Source organism: Brevundimonas sp., from assembly GCF_046295775.1.
GTDB lineage: Bacteria > Pseudomonadota > Alphaproteobacteria > Caulobacterales > Caulobacteraceae > Brevundimonas.
This window is the reverse complement of record NZ_JBKBML010000003.1, coordinates 82,255-102,938: the sequence shown is the minus strand read 5'-3', so window position 1 is coordinate 102,938 and position 20,684 is coordinate 82,255. Positions and strand designations below refer to the sequence as shown.

The 20,684-nt window shown below is 68.7% G+C and carries 23 protein-coding genes and 2 tRNA genes; 12 read left to right on the top strand and 13 right to left on the bottom strand.

Annotated features, from left to right (window positions below; genetic code table 11):
• Positions 1-4 precede the first annotated feature (4 nt).
• Together ACK4I0_RS03180 and argH are read right to left on the bottom strand one after the other, a co-directional pair.
• The gene (locus ACK4I0_RS03180) at positions 5-238 is read right to left on the bottom strand and encodes a hypothetical protein (RefSeq protein ID WP_409607921.1); all 234 of its coding nucleotides are present in this window, start codon (positions 236-238) and stop codon (positions 5-7) included.
• On the bottom strand, positions 235-1,599 hold the full coding sequence (argH, locus tag ACK4I0_RS03175) for an argininosuccinate lyase (protein ID WP_409608091.1): 1,365 nt from the start codon (positions 1,597-1,599) through the stop codon (positions 235-237). Before argH ends, ACK4I0_RS03180 begins: the two co-directional genes overlap by 4 nt.
• A gap of 61 nt (positions 1,600-1,660) precedes the next feature.
• Between argH and ACK4I0_RS03170 the strand changes: the two genes are divergently transcribed.
• Entirely contained in the window at positions 1,661-2,245 is a 585-nt protein-coding gene (locus ACK4I0_RS03170; RefSeq protein WP_409607919.1) for a TlpA family protein disulfide reductase, read from the top strand.
• Here the strand turns inward: ACK4I0_RS03170 and ACK4I0_RS03165 are convergent.
• Positions 2,242-2,544, bottom strand: a complete 303-nt coding sequence (locus ACK4I0_RS03165) for a hypothetical protein (protein WP_409607917.1) — start codon at positions 2,542-2,544, stop codon at positions 2,242-2,244. The two genes, ACK4I0_RS03170 and ACK4I0_RS03165, sit on opposite strands and share 4 nt — an antisense overlap.
• A 132-nt stretch (positions 2,545-2,676) precedes the next feature.
• Between ACK4I0_RS03165 and ACK4I0_RS03160 the strand changes: the two genes are divergently transcribed.
• The 3 genes from ACK4I0_RS03160 to ACK4I0_RS03150 all read left to right on the top strand — a co-directional run bounded on the left by ACK4I0_RS03160 (position 2,677) and on the right by ACK4I0_RS03150 (position 3,972).
• Entirely contained in the window at positions 2,677-3,279 is a 603-nt protein-coding gene (locus ACK4I0_RS03160) for an RNA polymerase sigma factor (RefSeq protein WP_409607915.1), read from the top strand.
• Positions 3,272-3,646 (top strand): DUF6768 family protein, encoded by a 375-nt coding sequence (locus ACK4I0_RS03155; protein ID WP_409607913.1) that lies wholly within the window; start codon positions 3,272-3,274, stop codon positions 3,644-3,646. Before ACK4I0_RS03160 ends, ACK4I0_RS03155 begins: the two co-directional genes overlap by 8 nt.
• A 98-nt stretch (positions 3,647-3,744) precedes the next feature.
• Positions 3,745-3,972, top strand: a complete 228-nt coding sequence (locus ACK4I0_RS03150) for a hypothetical protein (RefSeq protein ID WP_409607911.1) — start codon at positions 3,745-3,747, stop codon at positions 3,970-3,972.
• Positions 3,973-3,989: 17 nt separating this feature from the next.
• On the opposite strand, the gene ACK4I0_RS03145 is transcribed toward ACK4I0_RS03150, so the two are convergent.
• Positions 3,990-4,066 (bottom strand) — tRNA-Met (locus ACK4I0_RS03145).
• A gap of 169 nt (positions 4,067-4,235) precedes the next feature.
• Here ACK4I0_RS03145 and ACK4I0_RS03140 point away from each other — a divergent pair.
• The 4 genes from ACK4I0_RS03140 (at position 4,236) to ACK4I0_RS03125 (ending at position 9,250) form a co-directional block, all read left to right on the top strand.
• Entirely contained in the window at positions 4,236-5,465 is a 1,230-nt protein-coding gene (locus tag ACK4I0_RS03140; protein WP_409607909.1) for a PQQ-dependent sugar dehydrogenase, read from the top strand.
• A 27-nt stretch (positions 5,466-5,492) separates the two neighbouring features.
• Positions 5,493-5,714 (top strand): hypothetical protein, encoded by a 222-nt coding sequence (locus tag ACK4I0_RS03135; RefSeq protein ID WP_409607907.1) that lies wholly within the window; start codon positions 5,493-5,495, stop codon positions 5,712-5,714.
• Positions 5,715-5,851: 137 nt separating this feature from the next.
• A complete protein-coding gene (locus ACK4I0_RS03130; RefSeq protein ID WP_409607905.1) occupies positions 5,852-7,057 on the top strand; it encodes an acetyl-CoA C-acetyltransferase in 1,206 nt (401 codons plus the stop codon).
• An 18-nt stretch (positions 7,058-7,075) separates the two neighbouring features.
• Positions 7,076-9,250 (top strand): 3-hydroxyacyl-CoA dehydrogenase NAD-binding domain-containing protein, encoded by a 2,175-nt coding sequence (locus tag ACK4I0_RS03125; protein WP_409607903.1) that lies wholly within the window; start codon positions 7,076-7,078, stop codon positions 9,248-9,250.
• Between the two features lie 55 nt (positions 9,251-9,305).
• Here the strand turns inward: ACK4I0_RS03125 and scpA are convergent, their stop codons facing one another.
• The 4 genes from scpA to cpdR form a co-directional block, all read right to left on the bottom strand.
• A complete protein-coding gene (scpA, locus tag ACK4I0_RS03120) occupies positions 9,306-11,450 on the bottom strand; it encodes a methylmalonyl-CoA mutase (protein WP_409607901.1) in 2,145 nt (714 codons plus the stop codon).
• Entirely contained in the window at positions 11,447-12,832 is a 1,386-nt protein-coding gene (locus tag ACK4I0_RS03115) for a methylmalonyl-CoA mutase family protein (protein ID WP_409607899.1), read from the bottom strand. Before ACK4I0_RS03115 ends, scpA begins: the two co-directional genes overlap by 4 nt.
• 237 nt (positions 12,833-13,069) lie before the next feature.
• Positions 13,070-13,144: transfer RNA gene (locus ACK4I0_RS03110), tRNA-Val, on the bottom strand.
• Positions 13,145-13,240: 96 nt separating this feature from the next.
• Entirely contained in the window at positions 13,241-13,597 is a 357-nt protein-coding gene (cpdR, locus tag ACK4I0_RS03105; protein ID WP_135066976.1) for a cell cycle two-component system response regulator CpdR, read from the bottom strand.
• A 113-nt stretch (positions 13,598-13,710) separates the two neighbouring features.
• On the opposite strand from cpdR, the gene ACK4I0_RS03100 reads away from it, so the two are divergent.
• Positions 13,711-14,538 (top strand): N-formylglutamate amidohydrolase, encoded by an 828-nt coding sequence (locus ACK4I0_RS03100; protein ID WP_409607897.1) that lies wholly within the window; start codon positions 13,711-13,713, stop codon positions 14,536-14,538.
• Positions 14,539-14,772: 234 nt separating this feature from the next.
• On the opposite strand, the gene ACK4I0_RS03095 is transcribed toward ACK4I0_RS03100, so the two are convergent.
• Positions 14,773-15,453, bottom strand: a complete 681-nt coding sequence (locus tag ACK4I0_RS03095; RefSeq protein WP_409607895.1) for a DUF599 domain-containing protein — start codon at positions 15,451-15,453, stop codon at positions 14,773-14,775.
• 130 nt (positions 15,454-15,583) lie between these two features.
• Between ACK4I0_RS03095 and ppa the strand changes: the two genes are divergently transcribed.
• A complete protein-coding gene (gene ppa / locus ACK4I0_RS03090) occupies positions 15,584-16,141 on the top strand; it encodes an inorganic diphosphatase (protein WP_409607893.1) in 558 nt (185 codons plus the stop codon).
• Positions 16,142-16,184: 43 nt separating this feature from the next.
• Positions 16,185-16,607, top strand: coding sequence for a DUF488 family protein (locus tag ACK4I0_RS03085; protein WP_409607891.1), 423 nt, complete (start codon positions 16,185-16,187; stop codon positions 16,605-16,607).
• A gap of 4 nt (positions 16,608-16,611) precedes the next feature.
• Here the strand turns inward: ACK4I0_RS03085 and ACK4I0_RS03080 are convergent, their stop codons facing one another.
• Both ACK4I0_RS03080 and ACK4I0_RS03075 read right to left on the bottom strand, forming a co-directional pair.
• A complete protein-coding gene (locus ACK4I0_RS03080; protein ID WP_409607889.1) occupies positions 16,612-17,130 on the bottom strand; it encodes a methylated-DNA--[protein]-cysteine S-methyltransferase in 519 nt (172 codons plus the stop codon).
• Entirely contained in the window at positions 17,117-18,190 is a 1,074-nt protein-coding gene (locus ACK4I0_RS03075) for a bifunctional transcriptional activator/DNA repair enzyme AdaA (protein ID WP_409607887.1), read from the bottom strand. The genes ACK4I0_RS03080 and ACK4I0_RS03075 overlap by 14 nt, the downstream gene beginning before the upstream one ends.
• A gap of 253 nt (positions 18,191-18,443) precedes the next feature.
• Here ACK4I0_RS03075 and ACK4I0_RS03070 point away from each other — a divergent pair, with 253 nt between their 5' ends.
• Positions 18,444-19,331, top strand: a complete 888-nt coding sequence (locus ACK4I0_RS03070; protein WP_409607885.1) for a hypothetical protein — start codon at positions 18,444-18,446, stop codon at positions 19,329-19,331.
• Between the two features lie 29 nt (positions 19,332-19,360).
• On the opposite strand, the gene ACK4I0_RS03065 is transcribed toward ACK4I0_RS03070, so the two are convergent.
• Positions 19,361-19,606 (bottom strand): hypothetical protein, encoded by a 246-nt coding sequence (locus tag ACK4I0_RS03065; RefSeq protein ID WP_409607883.1) that lies wholly within the window; start codon positions 19,604-19,606, stop codon positions 19,361-19,363.
• Positions 19,607-19,813: 207 nt separating this feature from the next.
• A complete protein-coding gene (locus tag ACK4I0_RS03060) occupies positions 19,814-20,578 on the bottom strand; it encodes an extensin family protein (protein WP_409607881.1) in 765 nt (254 codons plus the stop codon).
• Positions 20,579-20,684 lie beyond the last annotated feature (106 nt).

Below are 20,684 nucleotides of genomic sequence, written 5' to 3'. Positions count from 1 at the left end.
CGCCCTAGCGCGGCTGTTCGCGGCCGGCGGCGGTGCCGCCGATCAGGTTGGGCGGGCCGCCGTCGATCGGCATCTGGCTGGACGGGCGATTGACCGTGGCGGGCTCAGGAAGTGCGGGAGCGTTGGCGTCGCGCGGCGCGCGCTCGGTCTCGCGCGGGCTCTCCAGATCGGCCATGCGGCCGCAGGCGCCGGTGGACAGCAGCGCGGCGGCGCCTACGAGGATCAGTATCTTTTTCACAGGCGCTCTCTCCAGGATGCGATGCGGGCCCGGACCTGGTCCGGCGCGGTGCCGCCGAAACTCTGACGGCTGGCGCAGGAAGCCTCGGGGCTCAGCACCTTGTAAACCGCTTCGGTCACGCCCGGTTCAAGCGATTGCAGTTCCGCCAGCGACAAATCGGCCAGGCCGACGCCCAGGGCCTCGGCCCGCTTGACCGCGGCGCCCGTGACGTGGTGCGCCCGGCGGAACGGCAGGTTCAGCTCCCGCACCAGCCAGTCGGCCAGGTCGGTGGCGGTCGAAAAGCCCGCCCCGGCCGCCGCCGCCATGCGGCCCGTGTCGGGGTGCAGTGCGCGGACCATGGCGGTCATGGCGTTCAGCGCCAGGTCCAGCGCATCGAACGCCTCGAACACCGGCGGCTTGTCCTCCTGCATGTCCTTTGAATAGGCCAGCGGCAGGCCCTTCATGACGGTCGACAGGGCGACGAAGCCGCCCATGATCCGGCCCGTCTTGGCGCGCACCAGTTCGGCGGCGTCGGGGTTGCGCTTCTGCGGCATGATGGACGAGCCGGTGGTCAGGTCGTCGGGCAGGCTGGCGAAGCCGAACATGGGCGTCATCCACACCACGATCTCTTCGGCGAAACGCGACAGGTGGCCGGCGCAGATCGAGGCGGCGGCCAGGCTCTCGAGCGCGAAGTCGCGGTCCGACACGGCGTCCAGCGAATTGCCCATCGGCCTGTCGAAGCCCAGCTCGGCTGCCGTCATCTGGCGGTCGATCGGAAACGGCGAGCCGGCCAGCGCGGCGGCGCCCAGGGGGCTTTCGTTCATGCGCGTCCGGGCGTCGGCGAAACGGCCCGCATCGCGGCCGAACATCTCGACATAGGCCATCAGATGATGGCCCAACGTCACCGGCTGGGCGGTCTGTAGGTGGGTGAAGCCGGGCATCAGGTCGCCCGCGTGCTGTTCGGCCCGGTCCAGCAGGACGGACTGCAGGGCCTGAAGCTGGGCCACCGTGCGGTCGCAGGCGTCGCGCACCCACAGGCGGAAATCGGTGGCGACCTGGTCGTTCCTGCTGCGCGCGGTGTGCAGACGGCCCGACGGCTCGCCTATCAACTCCGACAGGCGCGCCTCCACATTCATGTGGACGTCTTCGAACTGGTCGCGGAAGGGGAAGGTCCCGGCCTCGATCTCGGCCTGGACCTGATCCAGTCCGTTAAGAATGGCCTGGCCGTCGGCGGCGGACACAATCCCCTGCTGGATCAGCATGCGGCAGTGGGCGCGCGAGCCGGCCAGATCCTGAGCCCACAGACGGCGGTCCACGCCGATGGAGACGTTGATGGCCTGCATGATGTCAGCCGGCCGCGACGAAAAGCGCCCGCCCCACATGTCTTGACCCGCGCTGTTCGCGGGGGCGTTAGTCGCCGCATCGGCATCAGGACGCGAATTCATGACGGAACTCTCGAGGCGGCGGGCGTTGGCGATGACCGCTGGCGGCGGCCTGGCCCTTGCCCTAGCGGCGTGCGGCGACGGCGACAACCGTCAAGGCGGCCTGAACCGTCGCGCCCTGGGCGGCCTGGAGATTCCTGAGGCCGCGCCAGCGCCCGACATCCCCTTCCTGGACGCGGACGGGCGAGAGGTCCGCATCGCCGATTTCGCCGGTAAGGTGTTGGTGCTGAACCTGTGGGCCACCTGGTGCGCGCCGTGCCGGCTGGAGATGCCGACGCTGGCCGCCCTGGCCCTTCACTTCGCAGACAATGCCGAGGTGCAGGTCGTGCCGGTCAGCGTCGATGTGGGCGACACGGCGACGACCCAGGCCCGCGCCTTCATCGGCGAGAACGCGCCCCTGCCCTATTACGCCGAGCCGAAGTTCCGCCTGCCCTTCGCCTTCGGCGCAGGCGGCAAGATGCCCCAGACGGTGCTGATCGACCGGCTGGGGCGGGTCAGGGCATTGAAGGTCGGCGAAGCCGACTGGTCGAGCGACGAAGCCAAGGGCCTCGTTCAGACTTTGCTGAACGAGGCGGCGTCGACCTAGCGGACACGCTGGTCCGTGGCCGGATCGATGGCGCCCTCGCGGCCCTCGGCGGCGGCCTCGGCCTGGTTCTGCTCCAGGCGGGCGGCCACGTCGCCGGCCCCGCGCTCGACGGCCTGAGCGGCCTTCATGGCGCCGGCCTCGACCACCTCGCCGGCCTTGGCGGCGGCATCCTGAGCCTGTTCGCCGGCGGCGCGCGTCTCGGCCTCTGCCTGGTTCTGCTCGGCCTCGGTGCAGGCCGCGGCGGCGATGAGCAGCACGCCCGACAGGGCGACAGCGGCGGGTCGTGTGAAACGGATCATGGAGCGCTCTCCGAGAGTCAGAACTGAACCTTGGCCGTAACGCATGTCCGTCTGTGAGGTTTCAGACCGCCTTCAAGTCGAAAAAGCTACGAGCCGTTGAACCGTTCGGCGAACCGGCGGCACCTATTCCTCATGACGCCGCGCGCAACCTCAATCGACGCCGCCAAGGCCACCTCCGTGGCCGCCGAGACCCGTCGTCTGCTGGACCACTATCTGGTCGCGTCTGCCCGCGCCGGAGACCATCGCGCCTTCGCCGATCTGGTGCGGCGCTGGAACCGCAGGTTCGCCGCTCACGCCTATCGGCTGCTGGGCGACCCCGAGGCGGCGCGCGACGTCGTTCAGACTGGATGGCTGGACATCGCGCGAGGGCTTAATCGTCTTCAGGACGAGCAGGCTTTTGCAGCTTGGGCCTATCGGATCGTCTCTCGCAGATGCGCGCGCCACGTCGCCGCCCAGCGCGGCCGTCGCGAGCTGGATCGCGCGGTGCTGGCCGAGCCGGAGGCCGAGCCGGTTCGACTCGATGTCGAAGGCCGTGACCAGTTGCGGCGCCTGCGAGCGGCGATCCAAACACTGCCGCCGCCCCAGCGAGCGGCCATCGCCCTGTTTCATTTCGAGGACCTGAGCATCGCCGAGATCGCCGTGGCCCTCGATGTCCCGGCGGGCACCATCAAGACCCGCCTCATGCACGCACGACGCCGTCTGCGCGCCGTGCTGGAAGGAGACGACCATGACTAGCTCGGACCACATCATCGACCAGACGCTGGCCGAGGAGGAACGCGACCTGCTGCGCCGCATCGGCGAAGACCCCGGCCATGTGCAGCAGGCCCTGTCTCTTTTCGCGGGGCGTTCGGGCTGGGTCAGCGGCGTGCTGCTGGCGGTTCAGGCGGCAATGTTCGTCGGCGGCGTCTGGACCGGCTGGCGGTTCTTTCAGGCCGAGGAGGCCTTGACGGCCCTGCACTGGGGCCTGCCTTCGGCGGTGCTGCTGATCATGGCGCTCATGCTGAAACTGGCTCTGTGGCCCGTCATGCAGACCAACCGTCTGCTGGCGGCGCTGAGGCGGCTGGAGCTTCTGACCGTCCAACGGCGGCACGAAGTCGATTGAGCCGGCGCCAGTCGTCCGCGATGAAAATCGAAAGCGACAACTTCGCGGAACAAGGGTAGATTAGCAGTGCTCCGCTGAGAGAACACGCCAAGTCGCACATGAAGAGCCAGATCGATCCCGTCGTCGCAGGTGTTGCGGCCTTCGCCATGCAGGCGGTCACCTTTGAAGCCCTGATCCAGCGCGGGCTGATCACACTGGACGAGGCGCGATCGCTCACAGCATCGGCCATCTCGCGGTTCGACGACCCTACCCGCTCTCATGTCGAATTCGCGATCAGGTCGGCTTTCCCGGGACTATTCGATCCGCCGCCGGAACGGCCGTCCTGATTATCAGGCGTGCGGCGTGGTGGCTGGAGGCGGGATCGAACCGCCGACCTGTGGGTTATGAATCCACCGCTCTAACCATCTGAGCTACCCAGCCCCGGCGCTCGCGGTCGCAGGGACCGCGCGGGAGGGCGTGCCTATATCGCCGCAGGCCGTCGCGTTCAAGGGGCCTTTGCGGCGCGACGTGACGCCGCGCATGCGCAACGCTAGCGTGGCCTTATGTGTTGTCGGATCAACTTCCCTGTTTTCGCCTCCGAAGGATCGCCATGCGCCCGATGATCGCCGCCGCCTCCGCCTCCCTGCTCGTTCTGGCCGCCGCGTGCGGGGCCAACAGTGAAACCCAGCAGGCGGCCCAGCCCGGCCAGCCTGTCGAAACGCGCGCGGCGCAAGGGACGGGTCAGTCGCCAGCCTTCGAAGGCCAGACGCGCGCGCCGGGCGTCACGACGCAGCAGGCCATGAGCCATTCCGTCGTGGCCGAGGGGCTGGAGCATCCGTGGGGCCTGGCCCTTCTGCCCGACGGCCGCTGGCTGGTGACCGAAAAGCCCGGCCGCCTGCGCATCATCACCGCCGAGGGCAATATCGGAGAGCCGATCACCGGCCTGCCGCGCGTGGACGCTCGCGGCCAAGGCGGGCTTCTGGATGTGATCGTCGGGCCGACGTTTGGTCAGGACCGAATGATCTATTGGAGCTACGCCGAGCCGCGCGACGGCGGCAACGGCACGGCGGTGGCGCGCGGGCGTCTGGCCGATGACGGCCGCTCGGTGGAAAACGCCCAGGTCGTGTTCCGCGCCCAGCCGACCTACGACGGCGACAAGCATTTCGGCTCGGCCCTGGCCTTTGGCGGCGACGGCCACCTGTTCATCACCCTCGGCGAACGCTCCGACCGTCCGATCCGGCCGCAAGCGCAGGACCTCGGTTCGCACATGGGCAAGGTTATCCGCATCAACGCCGACGGCTCGGTCCCCGCCGATAACCCCTTCGTCAACCAGCAGGGCGCCCTGCCCGAGATTTGGTCGCTGGGCCACCGCAACGTCCAGGGCGCGGCGATCCAGCCGGGCACGGGTGCGCTCTACACGGTGGAACACGGCACCCGCGGCGGCGACGAGGTCAATCTGACCGAAGCCGGCAAGAACTACGGCTGGCCTGAGGTCGCCTATGGCGTCGAATACAGCGGCCAGGCCATTCCCGAGGCCGTTACGGCGCGCGAGGGGACGGAGCAGCCGGTCTATTACTGGGACCCCTCGCCGGCCCCCGGCAACGCCGCCTTCTACGAGGGGGCGATGTTCCCTGGCTGGAACGGCAACCTGCTGGTGGCGCAGTTGAAGGACAAGCACGTCTCGCGTCTGGTCATCGAGAACGGCCGTGTCACGGGCGAGGAGCGTCTTTTGACCGATCTCGGCGAGCGCATTCGTGACGTCAAGGTCGGGCCCGACGGCGCGGTCTGGGTCATCACCGACGAGCGCGACGGAAAACTCGTTCGCCTCGCCGCGCGTTGAGTCCGAAGCATACAGGAGGAGATCGACATGAAACTCGCCATCACCACCAGTCTGGCGGCCTTGGCCCTGACACTGGGCGCCTGCGGCACGACCGGTCCTGATCGTTATCAGACCGAACTGGCCAAGCTCGAAGCCGACTGCACCGCCAAGGACGGCGTGCTGCAAACGACCGGCGCGACGACCGGTCAGGCCTCGCGCGATTACGCCTGCCGGATCACCCAGGCAACGCGCATCCCGCCGGCTCGCTGACGCGCTTCTTACTTGACGTTGACGTAAACGTAGGGTTTTTGGCGGGCGAGTTTCTATTCCGCACTCGCCCCCCATGGCCTGCCTGACGCGCGACGGCTGACGGATCGAACCTGGGGGCCTCAGCCAGTGAGACGCCCATGGCCGACGCCTATATCTTCGACGCAGTTCGCACGCCCCGCGGCAAGGGCAAGAAGGATGGCAGCCTGCACGAGATCACGGCGCTGAGCCTGGCCTCGCAGGTGCTGGAGGCGCTGCGCGAGCGCAACGATCTGGATACCTCCAAGGTCGACGACGTCATCCTGGGCTGCGTCTCGCCTGTGGGCGAGCAGGGCGCCGACATCGCCCGCACGGCCGTGTTGAACGCCGGCTGGGCCCAGACCACGGCGGGCGTCCAGATCAACCGCTTCTGCGCCTCGGGCCTTGAAGCCGTGAACATGGCGGCCGCCAAGGTGAAGTCCGGCGAGGCCGAGTTCGCCGTCGGCGGCGGCGTCGAGGCCATGAGCCGCGTGCCGATGGGGTCGGACGGCGGCGCCTGGCCGGTCGATCCGTCCTCGGCCTTCCCGACCTATTTCGTGCCGCAGGGCGTCTCGGCCGACATGATCGCCTCCAAATGGGGCTTCAGCCGCGACGACGTGGACGCCTATTCGGTCGAGAGCCACAAGCGTTCGGCCCGGTCGTGGGAAGAGGGCCGGTTCTCCAAATCGGTCGTTCCGGTCAAGAACCAGCTGGGCCTGGTCCAACTGGACCGCGACGAGACCATCCGCCCCAACACCGACATGCAGACCCTGGGCGCGCTGAACCCGTCCTTCGCCATGATGGGCGAAATGGCCTTCGACGCCGTGATCCAGCAGCGCTATCCCGAGGTCGAGCGGGTCAATCACGTCCACACGCCGGGCAACAGCTCGGGCATCGTCGACGGTTCGGCCGGCGTGCTGATCGGGACGCTGGATGCGGGAAAGGCCCTGGGCCTGAAGCCGCGCGCAAAAATCCGCGGCGCCGCCTCGATCGGCTCGGAGCCGTCGATCATGCTGACGGGCCCCGAGTTCGTGGCCAACAAGCTGCTGGGCCGGTTGGGCATGGCCAAGTCCGACATTGACCTGTGGGAGCTGAACGAGGCCTTCGCCGCCGTCGTGCTGCGGTTCATGCAGGCGCTGGACATCCCGCATGACCAGATCAACGTCTGTGGCGGCGCCATCGCCATGGGCCACCCGCTGGGCGCCACCGGCGCCATGATCACCGGCGTGGTGCTGGACGAGCTTGAGCGCTCGAACAAGGAAACCGCCCTGATCACCCTGTGCATCGGCGGCGGCATGGGCACCGCCACCGTCATCGAACGCGTCTGATCCGAGAGAACTGATCCAATGGAAAACTTCAAGATCGACGTCGACGCCGACGGCATTGCGCTCATCACCTTCGATGTGCCGGGCCGCTCGATGAACACCCTGACCGGCAAGGTCATGGCCGAGATTCCCGAATGGGTCGAACGGGTGAAGACCGACGACGCCATCAAGGGCGCGGTGCTGACCTCGGGCAAGACCTCGGGCTTCTGCGCCGGGGCGGACCTGGGCGACATGGCTTCCGGCATGCTGGGCGGATCGGATCTGCAGGCGGCCTATGACGCGGGCTGGCGGCTGAACGGCGCGTTGCGCGCGCTGGAGACCTGCGGCAAGCCGGTGGCGGCGGCGATCAACGGCTTGGCGCTGGGCGGCGGGCTGGAGCTGACGCTGGCCTGCCACTACCGCGTGGTCGAGAACGACAATAAGATCCAGCTGGGCCTGCCCGAGATCAAGGTCGGCCTGTTCCCCGGCGGCGGCGGCACCCAGCGCCTGACGCGCCTGGTCGGCGTGCAGGCGGCCATGATGGCCATAAGCGAGGGCAAGTCCTTCCGCCCCAACGACGCCAAGGGCGCGGGCATCGTCCATGAGGTGGTCGAAAAGGGCCAGTCGGTCGAGGCCGCCAAGGCCTGGATCAGGGGCGGCGGGAAGGCCGTCCAGCCGTGGGACGAGAAGAGCTTCAAACTGCCCGGCGGCGGCCCCTATCACCCGGCCGGCATCCAGAACTTCCTGGTCGGCAACGCCATGGTCCGGAAGCAGAGCTACGGCAACTATCCGGCCGTCACCAACCTGATGAAGGCCGTCTATGAAGGCGTTCAGGTGCCGATGGACGCGGCGCTGCGCATCGAGACGCGCTACTTCATCAAGACCCTGATGACGCCGCAGGCTCAAGGAATGATCCGCTCGCTGTTCCTGTCCAAGCAGGAGCTGGACAAGGGCGCGGTGCGTCCGGCCGATCAGCCCAAGTCCGATCCCAAGAAGGTCACGGTACTTGGCGCCGGCATGATGGGCGCGGGCATCGCCTATGTGCAGGCCATGGCCGGCATCGAGACCATCCTGATCGACCGCGACCAGGAGGCGGCCGACAAGGGCAAGGCCCACGTCGAGGAGTTGCTGAAGAAGCGCCTGTCGCGCGGTCAGCTGACCCAGGACAAGTACGACGCCCTGCTCGGCTCCATCACGGCGACCACCGACTATGATCTGATCAAGGGTTCCGACCTGGTGATCGAGGCGGTGTTCGAGAACCGCGAGATCAAGGCCGACGTGACCAAGCGCGCCGAGGCCCAGCTGGCGCGCGGCGCCGTGTTCGGCTCCAACACCTCGACCCTGCCGATCTCGGGCCTGTCCGAGGCGTCGGTGCGGCCCGAAGACTTCATCGGCATCCACTTCTTCTCGCCGGTCGACAAGATGATGCTGGTCGAGATCATCATGGGCGAGAAGACCGGCCCGGCGGCGCTCGCCAAGTCGCTGGACTACGTCATGAAGATCCGCAAGACGCCGATCGTCGTCAACGACGGCCGCGGCTTCTACACCTCGCGCTGCTTCGCCACCTATGTGGCCGAGGGCCTGGCGATGCTGGAAGAGGGCTACGCCCCCGCCCTGATCGACAACATCGGTCGCGCCACCGGCATGCCGCGCGGTCCGCTGGAAATGCACGACGACGTGGCTCTGGACCTGTCGGTCAAGGTGTCGAAACAGACCAAGGCCGACCTGGGCGACGCCTATGTGCCGCTGCCCGGCGCGCAGATCGTCGAGAAGATGGTCGAAGAGCTGGGCCGCTACGGCCGCAAGAACGGAAAGGGCTTCTACGACTACGACACCAAGCCCAAAACCCTGTGGAAGGGCCTTTCAGACCTGGCGCCGGTCACCATCGACGACTCGACGCCCGAGTTGGTCGAGGACCAGAAGCGCCGCCTGCTTTACCGCCAGGCGGTCGAAGTCGCGCGCTGCTGGGAAGAAGGCGTGATCGACGATCCGCGCGAGGCCGACGTGGGCGCCATCCTGGCCTGGGGCTTCGCGCCCTGGACCGGCGGCCCGATCACCATGATCGACCAGATCGGCCTCAAGGCCTTCGTGGAACAGGCCGACGCCTATGCCGCCAAGTACGGCGAACGCTTCAGCCCACCGCAGCTGCTGCGCGACATGGCCGCCAAGGGCGAGACCTTCTACGGCAAGTTCGCCGGCCAGAAGCAGGCGGCGTAAGCCGCCTCGCCACCACCGCTCATCCTCTCAGCCTTGGGGATGGGCGGGCGGGGCCTCAGCGCTTCTGAGCATACCCCAAGCGCTGGTTCAGCTTTTCGATGAGGTCGATGGCCGTCTCGGCCACGACCGAGCCGGGCGGATAGACCGCCGCGACCCCGGCATCCAACAGGGGCTGAACGTCGGCCGGCGGGATCACGCCGCCGACCACAACCATGATGTCCTCGCGGCCCAGCTTCTTCAGCTCGGCCATCAAGGCGGGCGCCAGGGTCAGGTGACCGGCCGCCAGGGACGAGGCGCCCACGGCGTGGACGTTCTTCTCGACCGCCTCGCGCGCAGCCTCCTCAGGCGTCTGGAACAGGGCGCCGGCGGTCGCCTCCAGACCCAGGTCGCCATAGGCGGTGGCGATCACCTTCTGGCCCCGGTCGTGGCCGTCCTGGCCCAGTTTGGCGATCAGGATGCGAGGCGGGCCGCCATCGTTCTCCACAAAGGCGGCGACCATGTCGCGGGCGCGCGACACGCGCGGATCGGCGCCGGCCTCGCGGCCATAGACGCCGGACACCGTCTTCACCGTGGCGACGTGCCGGCCGAAGGCCGCCTCCAGCGCATCCGAGATTTCGCCCACCGTGGCCTTGGCGCGCGCCGCCTCGATGGCCAACTGCAGCAGGTTGGCGTCGCCCTTCGCACCTTCGGTCAGGGCGTTGAGTGCGGCTTGCGTCGCCGCCTCGTCGCGCTCAGCCCGCAGCCGCTTCAGCTTGTCGATCTGGGCGGCCAGAACGGCGGCGTTGTCGACCTTCAGCACCGGAATGTCGTCGGCCTGGTCGTTGATGTAGCGGTTGACGCCCACGACCGTCTGCTGACCGGTGTCGATGCGGGCCTGGGTCTTGGCGGCCGCCTCTTCGATGCGCAGCTTGGGAATGCCCGCCTCGATGGCCTTGGCCATGCCGCCCAGCCGATCGACCTCGGCCATGTGGGCGCGCGCGCGCTCGGCCAGGTCGTGGGTCAGACGCTCGACATAGTGGCTCCCGCCCCACGGGTCGATGACGCGGGTCAGGCCGGTCTCCTGCTGCAGCAGAATCTGGGTGTTTCGGGCGATGCGGGCCGAAAAGTCGGTCGGCAGGGCCAGGGCTTCGTCCAGCGAATTGGTGTGCAGGCTTTGCGTCTGGCCGCCCGCGGCGGCCATGGCCTCGACCATGGTGCGCGACACGTTGTTGAACACATCCTGGGCCGCCAGGGACCAGCCCGACGTCTGGCAGTGCGCGCGCAGCGACAGGCTGCGTTGATCGGACGGCGCAAACCGCTCGGCGACCTTCTCGGCCCACAGCAGGCGGCCCGCGCGCATCTTGGCCACCTCCATGAAATAGTTCATGCCGATGGCCCAGAAGAAGCTGAGACGCGGCGCGAACCGGTCCACCGTCATGCCGGCGTCCACGCCCGCCTGGATGTACTCCAGCCCGTCGGCCAGGGTGTAGGCCAGCTCCAGGTCCGCCGAGGCCCCCGCCTCCTGCATGTGATAGCCGCTGATGGAGATGGAGTTGAAGCGCGGCGCGTGCTCGGCCGTCCAGGCGAAGATGTCCGAGATGATCCGCATCGAAGGCAGAGGCGGATAGATGTAGGTGTTGCGGACCATGAACTCCTTGAGGATGTCGTTCTGGATGGTCCCGGTCAGCTTGGCCGGCGCCACGCCCTGCTCCTCGGCCGCGACGACATACAGCGCCAGCACCGGCAGCACCGCGCCGTTCATCGTCATGGAGACCGACATCTGATCCAGCGGAATGCCGTCGAACAGCGTGCGCATGTCGTAGATGCTGTCGATGGCGACGCCCGCCATGCCGACGTCGCCGGCCACGCGCGGGTGGTCGGAATCGTAGCCGCGGTGCGTGGCCAGATCGAAGGCGATCGACAGCCCCTTCTGACCGGCCGCCAGGTTGCGGCGATAGAAGGCGTTGGACTCCTCGGCCGTCGAAAAGCCGGCGTACTGGCGGATGGTCCAGGGGTTGGACGCATACATGGTCGGATAGGGGCCGCGCATATAGGGCGCGAAGCCCGGCAGGCCGTGGATCGCTTCGATCCCTTCAAGCGCGTCGGGACCATAGGCGGTCTGAATCGACAGGCCCTCGGGCGTCAGCCAGGGATCGCGCGCCGGGCCTAACGCCGTGGCGGACAGGTCCAGCGGCAGTTTGGCGAAATCAGGCGTGTTCATCGGCCGGTCTCCGCCTGGACTTCAAAGGGTTCGGCGAGCCGGACCGGGGCCAGGGCGCCGGGGGCGGTCTCGACCGTTTCGGCCGAGAATTCGACCGAGATCGGTCGCGGATCGGGATCGACGAACTGGGTCACGCCGACCATCTGCGCGGCGCCATCCTTCAGCGCCGCTTCGGCCTGGGCGCGGGCGCGGGCGACGCGGGGCTGGATCAGGCCGGCCTTGAGGGTTTCGACCACGCCGCCTTCGGACTCTATCCACTGGAACTCGGCCCAAGCGGCCTGGGCCAGGTCTCGGGTGCGGTGATCCAGGAACCAGCTGCCGGCGGCAGGGTCGTCGACGCGACCCAAGTTGGCTTCCTCCATTAGCACCAGCTGCATGTTGCGGGCCTGGCGCCGCGCAAAGGCGTCGGGGCGGCCCTCCGCGCGGGTGAAGCCGTCCAGCACGATCGCGTCGGCGCCCCCTGCCCCGCCCGCGAAGCCCGCCGCAGTCAGCCGCAGCAGATTTGGCCAGGGGTCGCGGCGGCTGAGCATCCGCCGCGAAGATCGCGCCTCGATCACGGCCGGCGTCTCCGCCCCAAAGGCGCGACTGACATTGGCCCACAACAGGCGCAGGGCCCGCAGCGCGCACAGGCTGTCGAAATACTGCTGATCCACCGCCAGGCCCAAGACAATGCTATCCAGCGCACGGTCGCGGTCGAGCCCAGCCGCCATGCCGGCGCGGACATAGCCGACGGCGGAGGCCAGAGCGAAAGCCAAAGACTGCGCCAGCGAACCGCCGGCCTCGTGCACCACCTGGCCGGACGCCAGGAAGAAGCGCGCCTCGGGATAGGCCCCGGCGTGGCGCGCGGCGGTGTTGGCCGCCAAGGTCACGTGATCCTCGATCGGGCGCGGCGAGCCGCCGGCCCGCGCGAAGGCGGAGATGGGGTCCATGTGGAACAGCAGCCGCGCACGCGGCGAGCCCTTGGCCACGACCGCCAGGGCGTTGGCCGCGTCGGGTCCATCGATGCCGGCGTCCAGCGCGACCGGGGCCAGCTCCAGCGCGACGCCTTCCAAGGCGCGGCCCAGGGGATCGGGATCGGCCAGAACAGCGCCCGAGATCAACAGGCTGGCGGCGCCGTTCTGAAGTTCAGTCAGGACCGCAGCGTTGACGGCGGCAGGATCGTCGCCCTCGACCGTGGCGCGCAGATCCCAGGCGCGGCCCTCGGCGTCCGAGGCGCGCGGGGCGGACAGGGCGCCTGCGCCATTGGCCGGGGAGTACAGCGGTCGGATCGCCAGCCCGTCGGCGTCGAGGTGGACAAGACCTTCCAGCGGACGGCCCTTCAGCGCCTTTTCGGCCTCGGTCCGCCAGTCGGCGGGCGTGGGCGCGGGAAAGGAATGGGACATCTGAACTCCACGGACGGCTGACGGCCCGCATATGGGACACACCGCCCCGCCCCGTCCAGTCGCGCCCACAGCCGACGCCTCGACCTCACAGCGCCCGGCGATGATCCCGCCGCAGCGTTCGCGCCTGTCGGACCGAAAGCCCCGGGAGCGAACAAGTCCTGTGTCGAATGCAACAAACGGAAGCCGCACTCACCAAAAAAGCGGTTTCTTCAATGCTTTAGATGTCTTGAGAGGCGATGGTGGACGCGACAGGGATTGAACCTGTGACCCCTACGATGTCAACGTAGTGCTCTCCCGCTGAGCTACGCGTCCGCCTTGGCGGCCCTGGAGTTTGGCTCCGGGGCGGGAAGGCGCGGTCTATAACCCGGGGTCCGCGCGGATCGCAAGGGCCAAAACGCTCCAATCGGATCAGGCGGCGACCATCTTCTCCACCTCGGCCACCAGGTCGCGCAGATGCACAGGCTTGGACAGGACCTTGGCCTGGGGGGAGGCCTGGGCGGCGCTGAGCGCGACGGCGGCGAAACCGGTGATGAACATGATGCGCAGGCCGGGCTGCTGGGCCGCGGCGGCGCGCGCGACTTCGATTCCGTCGGCGCCGGGCATGACGATGTCGGTCAGCAGCAGGTCCCACGGCCCCTGATCCAGGGCGTCGATGGCGTCGTCGCCATTCTCGCAGGCGACCACCTCGTGGCCCGCCTTCTCGAGGGCGCGGCTGAGGAAGCCGCGAAGGGAGCCGTCGTCTTCGGCCAGAAGAATGCGCGCCATGCAGGGAGAAATCCGAACTCGAGTTGGGAGGAGCCTAGGATCGGACCGGTGAATCGGCCATGAAAATTCGGACCATGCCGTGTCGCGGCGGGGGAAAACCGCTAAGCGGAGCCATGACGCCGGATCGGCCAGCCCTGAACTCGACCTTTGCGCTGACGCCCGCGCGGGGCGCCGGCGGGCCGCTGGTGTTCGCCTCGCCCCACTCGGGCCGGGCGCGACCCGACGACATGCGCCCCCGGGCGGACCTGTCCGAAGCCAGCCTGTGCAGCGCCGAGGATCGCGGGGTGGACGCCCTGATCGCCGGCGCGCCGGAACTGGGCGCACCGGTGCTCGCCGCGCAGATCAGCCGGACCTATGTCGATCTGAACCGCGCGCCCGAAGCGCTTGATCCGGCGCTGATCGACGGGGCGCCCGAGACGAGCGACCCCAGGGTGCGCGCGGGGTACGGCGTCATTCCCAGACTGACCGGCGACGGCCAGGCGATCCATGACCGTCGCCTGACCCGCGACGAGGCCGAGCGTCGGCTGGAAACGGCCCACCGCCCCTATCACGCCGCCCTGACGGCGCTGATGCGGGCGACACACGCCGCGCACGGGCGGGCGGTGCTGATCGACTGGCACTCCATGCCCGCGCGCGTGGGCGGCGTCGATGTGGTGCTGGGCGACCGGCATGGCACGAGCTGCCGGACGGCGCTGACGCGCCAGGTGCGCGCCCTGTTCGAGCGCGAGGGGCTGAGCGTGGCGCTGAACCATCCCTACGCGGGCGGCTGGTCCACCCAGGCCTGGGGACGGCCGAACGAGGGCTTTGAGGCGCTGCAGATCGAGCTGAACCGGGCGCTGTACTGGGACGAGGCGGCCAGTCGGCCGGGCTTGGGCATGGCGCGCCTCGCCGGTCTGATCCGTCGTGTGACCGAAGGGCTGATCGGGCAGGACTGGCGGTAAAAAAAAGCCGCGCCCGAGGGCGCGGCATATAAAGTCTATAGGGAGGAAACGCCCAGGAAGGGCATGACGCCCGAAAGCGTCGATCAGCAATCTAGGTTGCAGCGCACAATGCGTCAAGACGCGACTTTCGCCCCACGATCACGAGTCGTTACGCTTGATATCGCCTCGACCAATGGGGCCCGAGCCCCACATCAGCAAAAATCGTCCACGGGACGCTTCGCAGGCGCACCCAAACTAATCAACGATCAGTCTGCGCGCCTCGCGGATGGCGATAGCGGCCGGCGATGCTTCCTGGCGCCAGATCAGAAGGCAGAAGACGCCGACCACCCCGATTGCCAGCCAGACCGGCCCGAAAAGCCAGGCCGCGGCGGCGATGGCGAAATAATAGCCCCTCACCCCCTGGCTGAAAGCGTTTAGCGCGGGGTTCAGCACCCGGCCGGTGGCCGCGCCGAAAGCCTCGCGCTCGCGCCCCTCGATCTCGGGCGCCGCCCCGATCAGGGCGATTGTGTAGTTCATCTGCCGGATCGACCAGATGAAATCCATCAGGCCGCGCGCCAGACAGATGAGCACCAGGGCCAGCTTGGCCTCCAGCAGGCGGGTCGGCACGTTCTCGGCGCCGACCGCCGCGAACCCCCTCAGCGCCGCCTCGCCGCCGAACAGCACCCCGGCCACGGCTGCGATCAGCAGCAGATTGGTCGAGGCGAAAAAGGAGGCGGAGTTGATGGTGTGGCCCATCAGCTGGGCGTCGATCAGCCGGATTTCGCGCCGGGTCATGGCGGTCATCCAGGCGTGACGGACATGGGCCATGTCGGCGTTCAGCGAACCGCTGCGCCGGGCGATGAAGGCCAGCAGCGGGCCGTAGCCCAGCCAGCACAGGCCGAACAGAACGACCGCCGACCAGTCCCAGATGCTCATCATATCCGCCTTCGTTGCGCCCCGCCCTTCCTGAGGGTCTGCGCCTTCTCAAGCAAGCGCCGCTTGCCCGAAAGCGCCGCACGGCCTATCACGCCGCCCTCCCCGTTCGCAGCCGCACAGTGCAGAACCCATGAACCTCGACGCCATCCCCGTTGGACCCAACGCGCCTTGGGACGTCAACGTCGTCATCGAGATTCCTCAAGGGGGATTGCCGGTTAAATACGAGATGGACAAGGCGTCCGGCGCTCTGTTCGTCGACCGCTTCCTGCACACGGCGATGTACTATCCGGGCAACTACGGCTTCATCCCGCACACCCTGTCCGATGACGGCGACCCGTGCGACGTGATCGTGCTGAACCCGACGCCGGTGGTGCCCGGCTGCGTCATCCGCTCGCGCCCGATCGGCGTGCTGATGATGGTCGACGAGGCCGGCGGCGACGAGAAGATCCTGGCCGTGCCGGTCGACAAGCTGAACCCCTACTACACCGACGTGGCGAGCTATCGTCAGCTGCCCGCCATCCTGATCGAACAGATCGAGCACTTCTTCACCCGCTACAAGGACCTGGAGAAGGGCAAGTCGGTCACGGTCAAGGGCTGGGGCGACGCCGGCGAAGCCGCCGAGCTGATCGCCGCGGGCATGCGCGCCCACCAGGACAAGATCAAGAAGGCCGCCGCCAACGCGGCCTGACGGTCACGCTTGGGACCGAGCCCAGGACGCCCATATCGGGCGGATGAATATCTACACCATCGGCTATGAAGGCGCGGCCCAGCCCGAGGTCATCGGGCGGCTGAAGGCGGCGGGCGTGCGCCTGCTGGTCGACGTGCGCGCCGTGGCCGCGTCGCGCCGTGCGGGCTTTTCCAAGACCCTGCTGGGCGAAAGCCTGAAGGCCGAGGGCGTGGACTATCTGCATCTGCGCGCGCTGGGCACGCCCAAGGCCGGGCGCGAAGCCGCACGCAAGGGACGCATAGAAGAGATGCGGGCCATCTTCGCCGACCACATGGCCGAGCCTGAGGCCGAAACCGCTTATCAGCAGCTCCGCGCCCTGGCGTCCGAACAGCCGGTCGCCTGCTGTGTTTCGAGGCCGAGGCCTGCGGCTGTCACCGCGCCGTCCTGGCCGAGCGTCTGGCGTCGGAAAACGGCTTTGCGGTGGTGAACCTCTAAGACGCCCTGCCCGCCTCGTGCGCCAAAAGCCAGCGTTTGCGCTCCAGACCGCCAGCATAGCCGGTCAGGGTTCCGTTGGCGCCCACGACGCGGTGGCAGGGCGCGATCAGGGCGATGGGATTGGCGCCGTTGGCCAGGCCGACAGCCCGCACCGCGCTCGGCCGGCCGATCATGGCGGCCAACTGGGCGTAGCTGCGGGTCTGGCCCGCCGGAATGGTCTTCAGCGCCGCCCAGACCTGCCGCTGGAAGTCCGTGCCGCCCGTGCGGGTCGTCAGGCCTTCCAGCGCGTGCGCGTCGCCGTGGAAATAGGCCTGGACCGCAGTGCGAACGGTCTCGGGGGCACGGCCTTCCGACAGGTCGACGGCGCCGTAGTGCCGCGCCAGCAGCGTCATCATGCGTGGCTCGAAGTCCACGAAGTCCAGCGCGCGCACCGCGCCATCGGCGTCGGTGACCAGCAGCACCTCGCCCAGCGGCGTCTCGATCCGGTCCAGCGTCAGGCGTTCAGGCGGCGACATCGCGCGTCTCCATCGTCTTGAGATACAGCGCCCCATAGGCGCGCCAGGGTCGCCAGGCATTCGCGCGCTCGGCCAGCGTCTTGGTAAAATCCTCGGGCAATCGATCGCTGGGCGTCGTGTCGTCCGCCTCCAGCCAGTCGCCCGCCAGCCTCAGCCCCGGCCGCGCCTCAAGCGCCGACCGCAGGCCGGAATCCACCGCCAGATCGGCGGCGATAGCCTCCGGATCGGCCGATAGGTCAAACACCCGCCGCACCCGCGCCAGCACGCCCGGCAGAACCCGCAGGTCCGGCGTCTCGACCTCGACCGCCAGCCGGCCCTTGTCGAACCGAGCCGACACCGCGCCCGCTGCGCCGTCGACCTCGGGCGACAGGGCGCGCCGCCAGACGCCGGCCTGCACGCTGTCGCCGCGCGTCAGGAGGGCCGCCAGCATCGCTGCTTCGTCGTAGGGCGCGCGATAGGCCAGGCTCAGCCTGACGCCGCCGCCGTCGCCGCGCGTCGCCCCCCGTCGCAGGGCCGAGGGCGGTCGGCCATACAGGGCCTGGAAGGTCTCGTTGAAGCGCCGCACGCTGCCGAAGCCCGAGGCCAGCGCCACCTCGGCCATGCCCAGATCGGTCTCCTGGATCAGCGCCTTGGCCAGCAGCACGCGCCGGGTCTGGGCCACGCTGACCGGCGCGGCGCCCAGATGTCGTCTGAATAGCCGCCGCAGTTGTCGCTCGCCCATGCCCAGCCGGGCCGCCAGGGCGTCGACGTCACCTTCATCCAGCGCCCCCGCCTCGATCAGGGCCAGGGCCCGGCCGACGATGGCCGAGGTGCCCTTCCACGCCCCCATGTCGGGCGCCGTCTCGGGCCGGCAGCGCAGACAGGCGCGGTATCCCGCCTCTTCCGCCGCCGCCGCGCTGGGAACGAAGCTGACGTTCTCGCGTCGAGGCGTGCGGGCCGGACAGACCGGCCGGCAATAGATCCCCGTCGTCTTCACGCAGGTGAAGAACCGGCCGTCGAACCGCAGGTCGCGCGTGGCGACCGCGCGGTAGCAGGCTTCGGGCTCCAGCGGTTGGTCCATAGGCTCAGAATGAGCCCGCCGCCCGCCGATGTCTCGCGGTTTTCGGACCTCTGCGTTCAGGGCCTCAGCGCTCGCCCGTCGCCAGCCGCCACAGGTTCAGCACGATGCTGACGGCGCAGCCCAGCAGGGTGAAGGCCTGGTGTGCGGTGATGTCAAGCTTGGTGGTCAATGTGTGTTTGAGGCGGCAACCTCGCCATTTAGGAAACCTGACCCCTCAATCTCCGTTCTCTTGCCGAAATCCGGAGACAGGCTGATGACCCGCACAACCGCTTTCGCTGCCTCGCTCGCCGCCCTGACGCTCGCTGCCGGCGCGGCCCAAGCCCAAACGCAAACCCCGCCCAACCAACAGCAGCAGGCGCTCGGCGCGGTGCTTGGCGCGCTGTTCGGCGACCGCTTGGGCGTTTCAACTAATCTCGACGCACAATGGGCGCGCGGCCAGAGCCCGCTCGGCGCCCAGCGGGCCCAGTTCGACACGCGCGTGGATACCGAGCTCCGCTCCGGCCGCCTGACCAACACCAACGCCACCCGACTTAAGGCCGAATACGCCGATCTCGTCGCTCTGGAGGCCCGCTACGCCGCCGACGGGCGGTTCACCACACAGGAACGCAGCGACCTCGCCGACCGCTACGGCGCCCTCACCCAGGTCCTGGCGGAAGGCGGCTACGCCCAGCCATCAGGCTCCACCGCCGCCTCGGCCGCGGAGGGCCGCGCCGACTTCGACCGTCGGGTGGACGCCGCCGTTTCCGCTCGCCGTGTAACTCGCACCGAGGGCACCCGGCTAAAGACCGAATACCAGGCCGTGGTCACCGCCGAGGCCGGATACATCCGCGCAGGCGGCGTCAGCGCCAGCCAGCGCGCCGATCTGGACGCGCGCCTTGACGCCCTGGACGTGCGCGTCGGTGACGCCCCGGCAACGACCACGCCGACGGCTCAAGACTACCGCGGCCGCCTGGCCGCGATCGAGCGCGCCCTGCCGTCTTCCGGTCTGGCCACAGCCGCCCAGACGCAGCTTCGTGTCGAACACGGCGACCTGTCTCGCCTGGAAGCCGCCTACACCCGCATCAGCCCCAGCGCCGACGACCGCGCCTACATTGAGCGCCGCCTCGCCGACCTGGAAACCCGCGCCCGCGTGCGCCGTTAAGACCCGATCTCAGGTTCGCTCCGCGCGTCTCAGCGACGCGCGGACCTTTGCGAAAGGGTGTGCGCCACTTCGCGGCAAAAGGCGGCGGAGCGGGGCTCGCCTGTCCGCCCGGCTTCGTAGGCCTCCGCCATCAGGGTCTGAACGCTGTTGGGCCGCTGGCCGCGCTCCGGCCGGAAGGCAGCCTTTAACCGTTCGACATTCGCCCGCGGCCAGTGCGCTTCGCAGGCGCCGAAGGTCCGGTAAAGCGTCTGCATGGTCTCGACGGCCTGGACCATATTTGCGTTCTCTTCCGGTGTAAGGCGCGGGGGCGTGCTCGGCGACGCCTGCTGTGCGACCGCGGCCGTGTTGATCCCTAGGACCATCCAAGCGCCCAGGATCGCAACCGCCACACCATGGCTCAAAGTTTCGCTGCGCATTGTCGCCTCCTAGTTGTCAGCCCGCACCCTCAAGTCATCCCCTGGTCGAGTCAAGCAAAGCTCCCGTCACGAACACAGCCGCCCGTCCTCGGCCTCCAGGTGCAGGTGGTCGTCGTGCAGGCGGTTGTAGTCGGGCGACAGGGTGGTGCCGAAGATGGCGCAGGCGTCGTCGCGGATGCGGCGCAGGAAGCGGGCTTCGGGCGTGTTGCCATGCCAGTCGTTGCTGATGGTGATGCGGCGCCCGTCGCTGAGACGCACGCCGGCGATGTCGATGGCGGCGGCGCGGGCATGGGCGCTGGGCCGGCCGGTCGCGGCGCTATTCACATTGCGGCAGGCGTAGACGCCCATGTGGTCGATCTGATCGACGCGCGCACCTAAGATCTCCATGGCTGCAGGCTCAACCGACTGACGCCGCCAGACGCTGAGCGCCACCGCCAGGCGGCAGGTCATGACCGGCTGAGCCGGCGCCATGCGCGAGCGCACGCCATAGTCCGCGCCCAGCGCCCCCGCCCGCTCGATGCGACAGACCTCGGTGTTGGCCCGATCCGGTACGGGAGTGAAGGTCACGCGCGCGGCGCCCAGGACCGAGGCGCAATCCTCGGGCCGCATGGCCGCCCGCGCCACGGCGCCGCGCGTGCCGCCATCGATTGGGGCGTCGATCGAAAACGCCGCGCCCGATCCCACGCCCGCTCCGCTCCAGGGCGAAGGCGGCGATGACGGCTGTCCGTAAGGCCCCACGCGCGGCGCATCCGGGATCAGCCGCCCGCAGCCTGCAGCCGCCAGCATCACGCCGCAGCACAGCAGGGACTTGAGAAGGCGCGCCGAAGTCATTGTTCCCTCCTAGCCGGATTCTCAGCCGGCTCACGCATAGCGAATGTGTCGCAGTTACACGGCGGCGCTTCGCCCGTAGAGAGCGGCGCGCCTGATAGGCGTTCGC